Below are 13,918 nucleotides of genomic sequence, written 5' to 3'. Positions count from 1 at the left end.
TTACAATAAGCTCAAGGTCACGGTTAAACCCGCCATCACCACTGAGACCATTGTCATTAGTTTGATCAAGATATTTAACGACGGTCCTGAAGTATCTTTGAACGGGTCGCCAACGGTATCACCAACAACAGCAGCTTTATGAGCTTCGCTGCCTTTTCCGCCATAGTTTCCTTTTTCAACGAACTTTTTGGCGTTATCCCAGGCTCCACCGGCATTGTTCATGAACACGGCCAGTGTAAATCCCGCAGTTAGGCCGCCTGAGAGAAGCCCAATAACACCGGCAACTCCCATTGATGCACCAACCACCACAGGAACAATGATGGCTACCAGTGATGGGAGCAACATTTCGCGTTGAGCGCCTTTGGTTGATATTTCCACACATTTTGCATATTCGGGCACAGCGGTGCCTTCCATAATCCCTTTAATTTCGCGAAACTGGCGACGAACTTCATCAACCATAGCCCCGGCAGCACGACCAACAGCTTTCATGGTCATGGCGCTAAACACAAAGGCCATCATCGATCCCAGGAACAAGCCACCTAAGAACAATGGATTGAAAATGGTTATATCGTAAGCAGCGGCCAGATCCTTGACCGAAGCCGTAGAAATCTTCACCGCTTTGATCCCTTCTTCAACCGCAGGAGCCACATCATTGTAAAAAACAAACTCTCCTTTCATAATAAATCCTTCGCCAGCTTTTGCAATTTTGCCAAACCACAAACGCACTTCTTCCATGTATGCCGAAATAAGCGCCATAGCTGTCAACGCTGCTGAACCAATTGCGAACCCTTTTCCCGTAGCGGCAGTTGTGTTTCCAAGCATATCCAGCGCATCGGTACGCTCACGAACTGCAGGGGGAAGTTCGGCCATTTCGGCGTTGCCACCGGCGTTGTCGGCTATTGGGCCAAATGCATCGGTTGCCAGGGTAATTCCCAGTGTTGAAAGCATTCCAACAGCTGCAAAACCAATTCCATAAACACCCATGGCAAAATGACTTGCACCGCCAGCTGCCCAGAACGATCCCATAATACCCAATACAATGGTGACTACAGGAATCCAGGTTGAATACATTCCAACGGCAAGGCCGTCGATGATGGTTGTTGCAGGCCCTTGTTGCGCTTGTGCCGCAATGCCTTTTGTGGGTTTATATTCATCGGAAGTGAAAAATTCAGTTGCCTGTCCAATAATTACACCGGCAGCCAACCCGATAACCACAGCACCAAAAACGCCCCAGGTTACCCATCCAAAGTACGCCATTCCGGCCATGGCAATTAAAATTAAAAGCGAACTTCCACCTGTACCGATAAGAAGAGCATTCAACAGGTTTTTTTGTGTGGCTGATTCTTTGGTACGGACCATAAATATTCCAACGATAGAAAGGATAATACCAATCGCAGCGACGATCATTGGTGCCGTAACCGCTTTTACCGGGTCGATACTTAAATCAGATAAAACAATTGCCGGAAGCGCAGCACCCAAGGCAGCCGTCGCCAGGATCGAACCGGCATAACTTTCGTAAAGGTCGGCGCCCATACCAGCTACATCGCCTACGTTATCGCCTACGTTGTCGGCAATGGTTGCCGGGTTACGCGGGTCGTCTTCAGGAATACCAGCTTCAACTTTACCAACCAGGTCGGCACCCACATCGGCTGCTTTAGTATAAATGCCACCGCCTACACGTGCAAATAAGGCTTGGGTAGAAGCTCCCATTCCGAAGGTAAGCATAGTGACGGTAATTTCAATCAATTTAACACGTTGGCCGGCCTCGGTAATAATACCATTAGCCACATAATCAGCACTTCCATGAACGAAATGGAGCCCAAGGAATTCAAGGCCGTTTGCCAGGTGTTCCGGCGTAAAAATAACCTCACTCAATAACCAGTACCAGGCTGCAATATCAAGCAGGGCAAAACCAACGACAACCAGACCCATTACAGCACCACTTCTGAAAGCAATCTGCAGTCCTTTGTTTAACGACTGTGATGCTCCGTGGGCAGTACGCGCCGAAGCAAAAGTTGCAGTTTTCATTCCCAAAAAGCCGCACAAACCAGAGAAGAACCCTCCAGTTAAGAACGCGATGGGAACAAATGGGTTTTGAACTCCAAAATAAGCCATGACGGTAAGCAGGACGAAAAGAATGGCAAAAACGATAGCCACCACTTTGTACTGCCTCCTTAAATAGGCCATTGCACCTTCCCTGACATATTGTGCAATTTCTTTCATCCGGTCAGTGCCTTCGGAGTTCTTCATCATCGATTTAAAGAAGAACCAGGCAAAGACCAATGCAAGTATGGATGCTATTGGAACAATAAGGAAAACATTACTCATAAGCTATAAAATTAAGTGCAACGATGTTGCGGTTAGTGATTTTTTATTACCTAAAAACAGGCGTGAAAATAATAAATATTGTTGTTGGCTGAGCTGGATACCCTAATGTTGTATGACAGTCAGCCAGATTCAGTTTTGAAGCTAACAAAGATAAGCTGAAAAATAAAAAATGGAAGTCAGAAGTGGTTATTGCCTTTAATTTGTAGGCATTCTAAAGAAGTAACTTATAATTTGATGATTTAAGTCTAAAAGATACTGGACAGTAAGAGGGATTTACAGGGTGTTCTGCTTTTTCGATCGCTGAAAAACATCCTTGCCCTTCCACTTCCCACTGAAATAATACACCGCCAAGATAATGGTTCCGGCAAGCCAGGCGGCGGGTTCGGCCCACCAAATTCCATTGACCCCCAGATGATCGGAAAGGAAATAGGCCAAGGGAATCCGGATGGCATAAAGAGCAGTCAAGGTGGTCAGCATCGGGATAAAGGTTGCACCGGCGCCCCGCAGAAATCCGGTAAGCGTAAACATAACAGACAACAGCAGGTAAAACGAAGAAACAATCACCAGGTAATCCTGCCCGATTGCTATTACAGCAGGGTCGGGCGTGAACATCTTGATCAGGTACTTTCCGAAAACGATAATAATGATGGAGATGAAGATCGAGTAGATCAGCGAAAAATAAAGCGTGATTTTCAGTCCGTTTTTGGCCCTGTCCTCGCGCAATGCCCCCAGGTTTTGCCCGGTAAAGCTCGACAAGGCCGAGGAAAAAGTGATGGCCGGCATTTTGGCAAACGAGTCAATACGGATGGCTGCGGTATAGGCGGCCACTGCGTTGGTTCCAAAACCATTGACGATAGCCATAATCGCCATCATACCAAAAGCGACGAACGATTGCTGAAAGCCGGTGGGCAAGCCAATGCGCAGGCAACTTTTAAAAATGTTCCGGTCGAAAACATATTTCCGAAGGGTCAACTTAATCACCGGATGTTTTTTGTTGAGGTACCAAGTCGCGGCAAAAAATGCTATGGCCTGGGCCACAACCGTCGCAAAGGCGGCGCCTTCGATACCCCACTTAAAAACCACTACGAAGAGAATGTCCAGCACAATGTTGTTGAAGGTGGAGATCACCATAAAATAAAGGGGTGTTTTTGCGTCACCCATCCCGCGAAGAATCGAAGTAATGCCATTAAATCCGAAAAAGAAGAACATACCCAAAAGGTAAACATTCATGTAGCTGACGGCTTCAGGCATCATCTCGTCGGGGAGTTGTAAAAGCTTGAAAATCTCCTCACTGTAATATATTCCGAGTGCCGAAACAATCAGCGACGAGACCAGAAAGAAGATGAAAATGGTGTCGATAGTCTTGGCAACATTGTGCATTTGCTTGGCACCAAAGTATTGCGAAACAACAGTCGATGCGCCCGAACCAACACCAATAACCAATGAGATGAGCGTGAAAATAATGGGAAATGAGGCGCCGACAGCTCCCAGGGCTTCTTTACCCAGGTAATTTCCTACAATTATGCTGTCAACAATATTATAAAGGTTCTGAAATAAATTGCCAATAACCAATGGGACCGAAAAGTTCAGGATAATTTTTGCTTCACTGCCGACGGTAAAATCTTTCATGTTCTAAAAAACAGAATGCAAATCTGAGTATTTTAATTTTGATTTCAAAATTGTTGATATCTTGCATTGTTCTTAATATATTGAAAATAAGTTTTTTATGATTGTTGCAGATGCCGATTAAATAGCGCGATCCGTGTTTGTTGGATGGGATTTCACCGCCGAATGTCGATTTCGCAGTACATTGTTAAAAAAATATAACATTGGACACTTTTTGCGCGCTTCACTTTTATGATTTTCAGAATGGATTAATTTTGTAGATAAACGCGGTTTGATATGAAAGAAAAGGTACTCTTTGTTTGTTTAGGAAATATTTGCCGGTCACCCAGCGCCGAGGCGGTTTTCAACAGTCTGCTTGAAAATCAGGGCTTAGAAAGCGCGGTTGAATGCGACTCAGCTGGAACCGCGGCGTATCACGAAGGAGAACCTGCAGATGCCCGTATGCAGAGCCATGCGATTCGAAGAGGCTATCGCCTGACGTCAGTTTCGCGTCCGGTAGATCCGGTGGTTGATTTTGATCGTTTTGATTACATCGTCGGCATGGATGACAACAATGTATGGGATTTAAAGAAAATGGCGCGTAACCTCGATGATCTGAAGAAAATCCATAAAATGACCGACTTTGCAAAATCCAAAAGTTACCAGTCGGTTCCCGATCCTTATTACGGTGGAGCTGACGGCTTTGAGTTGGTGTTGGATATTTTGGAAGATGCTTGCCAGGGGCTTCTGAATAGAATTGTTTGGGAAATCCGGGATAAAAGCCCGGCTGGTAAATAAGTAAATTGACGGTTGTTCCATTCCATTTAAAAGTTTCGTGCAACATGATCGGAGCGAAAAAACGCCTATATTTAGATTTTCAAACGCTTGGAATCAGGAACAGGCGAATCATAAAATTAATCCGTCCGCTATGAAAATTGATCAGGAAATTTTTTACTCATCCATCGCCAAATATTACAACCAGATATTTCCATTGAATGAGAAGCAGCTTGAGTTTGTGCAGTCCAGCCTGGCTGCGTTGGATGGCAAGAAAATTCTGGATATTGGATGTTCAACCGGGCAATTGGCGAAAAAGCTGGCTGGGCTTGGAAGCCAGGTGACCGGACTCGATTTAAATGAAAAGATGATTGCCTTGGCTCAAAAGGAAAATCATTTTCCGGATCTTCAGTTTATTGCCGGCAACATGCTCGAAGCCGATTCGTATTGTGATCAATCCTCGTTGGATGCCGTTTTGTGCTTCGGGAATACGCTGGTTCATCTTGATTCGATTGATGAAATTGGCCGTTTCTTTAAGGTGGTTGCTAAAGTGCTGAAACCTGGCGGCAAGTTATTAGTTCAAATCCTGAACTATGATCATATTTTGGATCAGGAAATTGATGAACTTCCGTTGATTGACGGGCCAAAAATTAGTTTTATCCGGAAGTATGACTTACCGGAATCTGAAGGCGAAAAGATTATTTTCAATACTGAATTGGTTATTAAAAGCACCCGCGAATCACTTTTTCATGCTTCACGACTATTGCCTTTACGCAAAAACGATTTGCATACACTCCTGCAGCATTTTGGCTTCGAACGCATAAAGTACTATGCCAATTTTGATAAAAAGCCCTTTGGCGGGCATCATTTGCCCCTGGTTTTGTCGGCCGAGCGATCTGCTTCTTAGGAGCTTGTTTTTTGCATTTTCGTTTTGCGATAAGCTTTCCACCAAATCAGGAAGCCGCTGACCAGTACCATGATCAAACATAAACCCGAAAGGGGAACGTATAAAATGTAGAATGGGCCAAGCAAGTGTTCAAAAATTCGCCCCGTGTGTATTTCCAAAGCGGTGTTCCAAAGCGACAGGGGTGATTTCTCCAAGACTTCCTGTGGCATGGTCCAGCTTGCCTTTCCTTCAAAGTTGAGCATCCCCCGGCTGTAGTCGAACCAGTAGTGCTCTTGCTTATTCAGCTCAAAATAGCCGGCCACCATATGATCCGAAATGGGGCGTCCGCTATTGGCTTGCGGAGGTTGTTGGCTAAAAGCGTCCAAGACAATTTGCTTCTGGATATCCCAAATGAACAGCCCGTTGAAAGAGCCAACCAGGTATTGTCCCTGGCCAATTGGTTCCAGCACATTGCAGCCCATCACACTGACCGGTGGCTGAACAGGCATCGGGATGAGCTGCTCTTCCAGCTTTTCATCAGCCAGGAAAAATCCATCGGATGTTGAAAAGATGTAGCTGTTTAAGTTGTTGTCCCAAGTGGCGCGCCGCAGCTTGTCGAACCATGGATTCGGGTTGTCGAGGTGTGTTCCCGGGATCAACCCTACTTTCGAATTGGCGATTGGGATCAACAATGGTGGACGCAAAAACATACCGGCGGTGGTATTGATCAGCAAAAAAAGGATAAATACATAACCAACGACGTTGTGCCAGCGCAGGTTGAGGCGCCGGGTAGCCGTCAGTTTGCTGTTGTCCTTTTTCTTTTTCCGCCGTCGTTTGGCAATTTTTGGAAAGAAAAAATGCAGCAAGCCGGTTACCGAAAGCAGGATGGTCACCAGCCCGAGTAAATCGACAAACAATTTGCCGGGCAAGCCAAAAAGTTCACCGCTGTGTAACTGCCAGAGGGTGGTGAACAGGCTCGTTTTGCGTTCATAGTTCACGGGTTTTGGAAGTTGAATGACCTCAAATTGATTTCCATCACCCGATTTTAGAAGGTAGTGGCGGCTCAAAACCATCAAGCTGTCCTGTTTGATGAACAGGTCGGTCAGGCGTTCTTCTTTTAGCGGGATTGGCACTTTCTGCCATTGTCCGTTGGTTTGCTCCCGCTCGTATAAGCCGAAATGAGTGGCGGCATACAGTTTGTTCTGAAAAGAGCGGATCTGGTAGATCTTACGCTGGTCAACCCCTTTTGGAAACCCCTGGTTGAAATCGCGGATCTCATCACCATTTTTCTGCCAAACGCCAATGTTCCCAAAAAAGAGGAAGTGGGTTGAGTCGATTGGCAACCCACCGCGAACAGCTGCCAGGTTCCAGTTTTTATAGTGATAGTCCGAAGGTAACAGTTTCCGGCTGACATCCACTGTCGAAAACAGTGGGCGGTGATTCATGACAATTCCCGACAAGGCAAAAAGAATGGCCAAAAAGGCAATCACAATTCCGGGCCATTTGTGTAGTTTCCGAAAGATTTTGAGGGATTTATTTTTTTTCTTCATGAAACAGCGTATTGAAAATGATGCAAACGGAACAATACAGAGTTTTGCATCTGATTCTGATTTTATAAACTGCGAAGATAATAAAGCTGGCTTTTTAAGTTGTACCGGATGTTACAAATTGCAAAAAGGAAATTCCAAATTTCAAATTCCAAGTTGTCCAACTACTGGCTGAAGAAGTGTTCAGTCGTAGTCCCTGCAGACAGGGAACCAACATTGATCGACATCTTTTATTTTGCTAATCTAAAGGTTCTATGTGCCTATTATGGTCGTTATGAATTTTAATTCATTCAAAGAGCTCTTCAATTTCGAATATTTGGTATCCGGAATCGAACCCTAAGCTACGAGCCCAAGAAGCCAGCCAAAAGTTATCAAGCATCCAGTTTCAATATTCAAATTTCAAGTTGTCCAACCACTGGGGATGAGTGACAATTAAATGACCACCAATGATCTATAGCCAATAAACCAATGACAATTTTCCATCTAGCCCGAATACGTATGCACGCTGTTTTGGGCGGTTGGCAAGTAGTTGACACCGAACCAGCAGATCAGCAACAAGCCAAAAGCCACAATTAAAATCCACATAGCCGGTTTGTGTTTTTTCAGGTGTTTGTACCGGTAGTGAATGTAGATTAAATAAGCCGTCCAGCTAATGAACGCCCAGGTTTCTTTCGGGTCCCAGGTCCAATAGTGCCCCCAGGCTTCCTTGGCCCATAGCGCGCCAAACAGCAGTCCCATGGTTAAAAATGAAAAGCCAAGGTAAACAAAGTTGTCGGCCAAATCAGGAAGATGTTGCCAGTTTCTACCGTGGTGATCCTGGTATATGGCTTTGATGGCGACCAGGCTTGAGGCGGCCAGCAAGGCGTAGGCAAACAGGTAAACAATGACGTGCGGAATGAACCAAACACTCTGCAGCGCAGGCATCAGGCTTTTGTCGTAGGTTTCGGGGTGAAGCAGGTTGATCACCAAAAACAAGCCGCCCATAAATAGGCTGTAAGCCAGCAACCATTTGTATTTCCATCGGACGAAGCTGACCATGCCAATCAATGCCAGCAAGGCAGCATACCATAGGCGGGTTTCACCCAGTGTACGCATGGGTGGGCGGTCAATTTTAAGCCAAAGCAACACGATAAACAGCAGCAAGCTGATGAAGCCGCTCAGTGCAAGTATCGTGGGAGCAACAGTTCTGAATGCCGGATTGGTGGTTTTCAGCAATAGAAAACCGCCACCGGCCAACCAGCAAAGCAGGCTGATTGCCGCAAATATTTCGAAATTAATCCATCCCATCATGTTGTGCTTTCTTTTTGTTTGTCCCATCGCGAAATAAAAACAGGCTGCCGGCCAGCAGCATGAAAATTCCCATGTAAACCACCGGAATCCAGGGATCGCGTACCAGTTCAATCACACTTAGTGTTGACCATCTTCCTTTTTCGCTGTCGTAGCTCAGCTGATAAAGTTTCCAGCCACCTAATTTGAAGGGTTGATTCACCTCTAAGGTGGTTTGCATCTGCTGGCCTTCTTCAGTCACAATGCGGATGTCGGATTGAAACTTCTGAGGTTCGGGGGGCAGCATAACCAGCGAATAGTGCTCGTTCAGTTTGAAGGCATAGGGCTGGTGCATGAAACTTCCCGAACTCACCCAGCCGGTTTGCGTCTCGCCGGATTGTGTATGCGTCACCATAACTTTCGCGGCAGGTGGCGAGCCCATCTCATTGACCGGCTCAAAACGTTCGCCAATCAGCCCGGCCGACTGGAGCAGTTTCTCCACGTCAATCTGATAATCCAGCAACTGGATCGGCGAATCTTCAACCGAAAAATATTGGTTTTTCTTCCCCTTGGCAACCACCCGGCCCGTTGTGTTATCAATCAGGGTGAGCTTGGGCGGATATTCTTCAATTTTGAAATCTGTCAGCTCAATGGCTATCGGCAATTCAACCACCTGTCCAGCCTGGTTGGTGGCGCGCCACTCGGGCTGTCCCTCATAGCAGTTTATATACAAACGTTGCAGGTCGCTGCTTCCCAAGGCGGCTGATGTCAGTGCGATCCAAAGTCCAAGGTGGTTCAGGATGTAGCCCATGTTTTTTAGTTTGAAAGGAATCAAACGTTTTAGCGTTGCCAAGCCCAGGCTGCTTAAAAAATAAACATTGGCCAATACAAAAATCCAGGATGTCGTCAGCCGGTTCAAGCCCAGCAGGTTGATGAGCGCTGAGTCGCCCGTTTGTCCCTGAGGTATGATGCCCATCAGGATGGCAAGTCCACAGTAAAAGGCAGCCGAAGTGACCGCCGCAGGAACCGATGTCAACCATTTACTGATCAGTGACTTTGCAGAGAAGAAGTGCAGGGCCAACAGCAGTATGATAAAAACAAGGCCCAGGATCAGATTGCCGGGCCAGCGTGGGACTTGCGCTTCAAGCGCAGGCAGAAACGCCTGCCAAACGACACCTAAAATGGCCAATCCCCCAACTATAATCCATCCCTCGCGATACGACCATGGCGTTTGCCAGGTATTTCTTTCCATAGAACAGTGATTAAATATTGAATATTTTCAAGTTTACGTCATGTCATTAAAAAGTCATTCATGGTCATTTTATTGTCAACGATCGGTTCAAAACAACTTCATGATTAACTAATGACCATGAATGACAAATATTGACGGACTCAATAGGACACAGGTGGAAATCATTTAATAAAATTAGGTGTTACGCTCAGCATGAGCCAACTCCAGTAGTGGCTTGCCGATTGGTCTCCTCCTTTGATGATTTCCATACTTTCGCCTGCAAAAAGCCACGACAAACCACAGCTGATCTGCGCTTCGGGGCTGATTTTCCATCCGGCTCCCAAGTCCAGTTCCGTTCCCAGGTAGTTGGATGCGTCAGCGTTAATTTCAGCCGCGGCAGAAAAGTAATGCAAATGGGCATTCAAACTCAGTTTATCTTTGGAATAGTTGTATTTCGCGTAGATGTCGTTCAACCCAACCGAGTTGAAATGATTGCCCACATAGAAATAATCCATGAAACCGTTAAACTTGTGGTTGGTGCCATACAACGGGTTAAACGATTTGTTTTTCGCGTCGTCGTAACCTGTTCCCGACAGACGTTCGTAACCCCAGGTAATGCCGCGCGGACAGGTGGCTTCCAGCAGCAGGTTGTAAGCGCTCAAGTCGCCGCCGGTGGCTGTTTTTCCGGTTTGCAGGTAAGCGTTGGCTGCCAGCTTGAAGTTTCCCAGCGGATAGGTGGCATGACCGCCTATGGTCTGACTGTAGTTCACCTCTTGTCCGTCAGGCGTGTTTTCAGGAATGCCATTGTTAAGGACCAGTAAGCTCAAGCTGCCTTTGTCCCATTGTTTGCTAAACCAGGCGTATTGCAGGTCTTTGTAGGCATCGGCTCCATCAAAAAGGTTGTTAGCGGGATTGCTGTTTTCGTTGTGGGCGATTCCAACATGCAGGTCGACGTCGCTTTGGTATTTTAGAATAGCCAAATCGTGCGAACGTGCCTGGTGGGCCCAGCCAACGTTCCCAAAAATCCGGTGGTCGTCGTACACCAGCTCTTGTCGTCCGGCTTTTAAGGAGAACTCGGGTGAGAAGAACACTTCGGCCCAAGCCTGGTGAACCGAAGTGGCAAAATCTTCATTGCCCACCAACTGGGCTTGGCTTCCCCACGTCCGTACATCCTGCAACGATAAGAAGGTGATGACCTTCTCGGTTTGATACAAGGCATTGAGCCGGGTGCGCTGTGCCGTAAACAAGGAGGCATCCTGATCGCTTCCGGCCAGGCTTTTGTAGCCGTGGCTCAGTTCGGTGCGTGGCCTGAATTCTCCGCTCAGCGAAAATTGGGCATAGCTTAAGGTAGTGGACAACATAAAAAGTAGCAGCAAGCTGCCGGTTAAACGTATCTTCATTTTGTTCTGCTTTTATTGACGAACAACATCCCACGACTCTTCACGTTCCTGTGCTTTTTTGAGCCATTCGGGAACAACGGTTTCCAGAAATTCTTCCTTCTCCTGGTTTAAGGTAGCCATGTCGAGGCCAATAAATGCCTGTGCTTTGGCTTTTGTTGAAATGTCGGGGTAGGGCAGTTCCTCGATGAATCCTTTCGAAGCCAGGATGCGCGACAGCTTGATGCGTGTTTCCTGCGCAATGTCGATTCCTGTTGAAATGATCCGGCTGGTTTCGAGCGGAGCGTGGAACGAGCCGCCGTGGCTGGCCGCCGCATAATCCCAGCGCCATTGCGCATGACGGATGCCCATCAGCACTTCCTTCATTTCATCTTCTGTAGCTCCCAGTTGCCAAGCCTTTTGGGCTTCCAGGTGAGCGCGGACCAGCAGTTCTTCCAGCTTGTCGCGATTTTCAATGACTTTATCCTGACGGTCAAACACGTTTTTGATCAAGCTTGCTGTTTCTTCGCGGTGACAAACCTGGCAGGAGTTGGCCACATTGTTTAACGGCGATTGGATGTGATGATCAGTGAATTTCTGTCCGCCTTCAGACTTGTAAGGCATGTGGCAATCGGCACATGATACACCGCGTTCGGCATGGATGCCCTGCATGTAGATTTCGTACCCCGGGTGTTGGGCTTTCAACATGGGCGCTTTGCTTATTGAATGGGTCCAGTCGCTAAAGTCGATGGCATCGTAATATTCTTCGGCTCCTTCAACAGTCATCCCATTGTGCCAGGGAAAGGTCAGGTATTGTGCGCCTTCCACTTTGTCCTTGTCGAAATAATATTCCACATGGCACTGGGCGCAAACCAGCGACCGCATTTCCTGGTGCGAAGCTTTGTTCACATCCTTACCCATGTTTTCGAAGGCTTCCACCAAGGCAGGTCGGGTTACTCTTAGGTTCATGGTTTCTGGATCGTGGCAATCGGCGCAGCCAATGGGGTTGACTACCTCAGCACCCAGCCTGGCCCATTTCCCTTTATAAAACTCGGCAACCCCTTCTTCCTGCATCACGCGCGGAACATCGGGGCTTTTACAGGTCCAGCAGGTGGATGGCATGGGACCTTCGTTTTCGTTGGTTGGGGCTCCTGTTCGCAAGGTGTTATGAATATCTTCAATGGCGTAGTAGTGGCCGCGCCCTTGGTTATAATCTTTCGAAAATCCGTAGCCGGCCCACAGCACGACCATGCGCGGGTCAACCTCCAGCATGTCGATCATGGCGTTACCGTTGTATTTACTTTGGAAATTGCTGTCGGCGGTTTGGTAATACGACTGAAACTCGCGGGGAAAGTTTTCGCCCCACACTTCGTTGCGCGGTTCAAACTCCGATAACTTGACTTTCGGAACATTTACAAAGCTGGCTTCGGCCCTGCGTTCCATAATGGATGAGGCCAGCAGCCCCAAAACAAAAACAACAAGTAAGGTGGCGAAAAAAAGTAGCCAGCCTAAAATCGGTTTTTTTTCAATGGTCGTCTTCAATGGTTTCATGTGATATGGTTTTTTAATCGTTGTTATTTAAATTTTTAATCCAGTCGGGTACAGGGCTTTCTGGCAGCGGAACACGAGCATAGGGTGTGCTCGATAAGCTATTAACCCGTCCGTGCGGAACTTCGCGATGACACTCCCAGCACTTTCTGTCAGTCCGGTGCGCTTCGTAGTTGGCAATGTAGCTGCTATGCTGCGCATCCATCAGTTGATTTTCGTGGCAGCGAACGCAGTTTTGGTGCACCACTTCGGCGCCTTCTTCCTTAATGAAAATAACCTGGGGCTCGTTTCGCAAGGTGAAAACCGTGGCGTGGCGTAACCCATCTTTCGCCTTGAAATAATACGTGTTGAAAAAGTTGTCGTGTGGAACATGGCAACTATTGCAATTGGTTACTTCGCGGTGCGAACTGTGATTCCAGGTGGCATACTGAGGCGCCATGATGTGACAGTTGACACAGGTTTTGGAATCGTCGGACAGATAGGAATGCGCTTTTGATAGGTAAACGGACAGGACAAAAAGACCGGCAAATATTCCCAGGACTATGATAACAGGGATTCTCCAGATCTTCGGAGGGTGAAGGTTTCGGATCATAGCTGACTTCGTTTTTTTTATTATAGTTTATTGGTTAAAAATACGGGAGTCGTTGCGCTTAGGTTGTACCGAATGTTACAAACTTTCAAAAAAAAATGCTCTTATGTTTGGACTCCTTCTTATACCACCTGCCCCCATTGAATGATAAAATGGATATTCTACAAGTACAAACATTTCAGCCGAAGCAAAGTAAAAACTGTTCCATGGTTGAAGTGAGTGTGGAAAAGACATCTAAAATTTTATCGCTGGGGTTTAGGTTGTCAGTCAACCTGAAAAATTGACTGCATGATAAGAGCCGTATGGATTGAGAGGTTTACAGTCTGTCCTGATTTTCGGATATGGATCTGAGGGAGGTTTAGGGGTGAAACTTTTCTTAAACTATTCGGCCATGTCTATGCACTGACCAGGTTTTACCTTTCAAAATACTGAAACGAACAAAAAAGGGGCACTACCCCTAGAGTTCAAACAACAAATGCTGAGATGCTCCAGTTATAAGCTGCTGTTTGGAAATGATTTCTTGCTTCTCCTCAAGTAGTTTCAAAACCACGAAACTTTCTGTCTCTGAAATCTCCCTGATGTAAGGAACCCCACGTTACGGGTGCAGTTCGATTTGCCAACCCGTATAAAAACGATTCATCAATGTATCTATCCAGCAGACTTCGCCCCAAAGACCGTTTAAACTAAGGTTTATCACACGTACCATCGCACAAGTACGGTCAATATCTGCCCCGAAAAACAACGAATCCCTGCTAATTTTTGTCGCTG

At 46.7% G+C, this 13,918-nt stretch carries 10 protein-coding genes; 2 read left to right on the top strand and 8 right to left on the bottom strand.

Annotated elements, in window-relative coordinates; all coding sequences use genetic code 11:
- A complete protein-coding gene (locus AAC033_RS00050; protein WP_339734039.1) occupies positions 1 to 2,328 on the bottom strand; it encodes a sodium-translocating pyrophosphatase in 2,328 nt (775 codons plus the stop codon).
- A 273-nt stretch (positions 2,329 to 2,601) separates the two neighbouring features.
- A complete protein-coding gene (locus AAC033_RS00045; RefSeq protein WP_339734037.1) occupies positions 2,602 to 3,957 on the bottom strand; it encodes an MATE family efflux transporter in 1,356 nt (451 codons plus the stop codon).
- Between the two features lie 273 nt (positions 3,958 to 4,230).
- Between AAC033_RS00045 and AAC033_RS00040 the strand changes: the two genes are divergently transcribed.
- Entirely contained in the window at positions 4,231 to 4,731 is a 501-nt protein-coding gene (locus tag AAC033_RS00040) for a low molecular weight protein-tyrosine-phosphatase (protein ID WP_339734035.1), read from the top strand.
- A 130-nt stretch (positions 4,732 to 4,861) separates the two neighbouring features.
- Positions 4,862 to 5,614, top strand: coding sequence for a class I SAM-dependent methyltransferase (locus tag AAC033_RS00035; protein WP_339734033.1), 753 nt, complete (start codon positions 4,862 to 4,864; stop codon positions 5,612 to 5,614).
- On the opposite strand, the gene AAC033_RS00030 is transcribed toward AAC033_RS00035, so the two are convergent.
- The 6 genes from AAC033_RS00030 to nrfH all read right to left on the bottom strand — a co-directional run bounded on the left by AAC033_RS00030 (position 5,611) and on the right by nrfH (position 13,153).
- Positions 5,611 to 7,143, bottom strand: a complete 1,533-nt coding sequence (locus tag AAC033_RS00030) for a PepSY-associated TM helix domain-containing protein (protein ID WP_339734031.1) — start codon at positions 7,141 to 7,143, stop codon at positions 5,611 to 5,613. The genes AAC033_RS00035 and AAC033_RS00030 overlap by 4 nt on opposite strands.
- 480 nt (positions 7,144 to 7,623) lie before the next feature.
- Positions 7,624 to 8,430, bottom strand: coding sequence for a cytochrome c biogenesis protein CcsA (ccsA, locus tag AAC033_RS00025; RefSeq protein ID WP_339734028.1), 807 nt, complete (start codon positions 8,428 to 8,430; stop codon positions 7,624 to 7,626).
- Positions 8,414 to 9,658, bottom strand: a complete 1,245-nt coding sequence (locus tag AAC033_RS00020) for a cytochrome c biogenesis protein ResB (protein WP_339734026.1) — start codon at positions 9,656 to 9,658, stop codon at positions 8,414 to 8,416. Before AAC033_RS00020 ends, ccsA begins: the two co-directional genes overlap by 17 nt.
- 161 nt (positions 9,659 to 9,819) lie before the next feature.
- The gene (locus AAC033_RS00015) at positions 9,820 to 11,037 is read right to left on the bottom strand and encodes a hypothetical protein (protein WP_339734024.1); all 1,218 of its coding nucleotides are present in this window, start codon (positions 11,035 to 11,037) and stop codon (positions 9,820 to 9,822) included.
- 12 nt (positions 11,038 to 11,049) lie between these two features.
- Positions 11,050 to 12,564, bottom strand: a complete 1,515-nt coding sequence (gene nrfA, locus AAC033_RS00010; RefSeq protein WP_339734022.1) for an ammonia-forming cytochrome c nitrite reductase — start codon at positions 12,562 to 12,564, stop codon at positions 11,050 to 11,052.
- A 13-nt stretch (positions 12,565 to 12,577) separates the two neighbouring features.
- Entirely contained in the window at positions 12,578 to 13,153 is a 576-nt protein-coding gene (gene nrfH, locus AAC033_RS00005; RefSeq protein ID WP_339734020.1) for a cytochrome c nitrite reductase small subunit, read from the bottom strand.
- Positions 13,154 to 13,918 lie beyond the last annotated feature (765 nt).

Origin of the sequence: uncultured Sunxiuqinia sp. (genome assembly GCF_963974515.1) — a bacterium.
Taxonomy (GTDB): domain Bacteria; phylum Bacteroidota; class Bacteroidia; order Bacteroidales; family Prolixibacteraceae; genus Sunxiuqinia.
The sequence above is the reverse complement of the archived record's forward strand: the minus strand, read 5'-3'. Positions and strand labels throughout refer to the sequence as shown.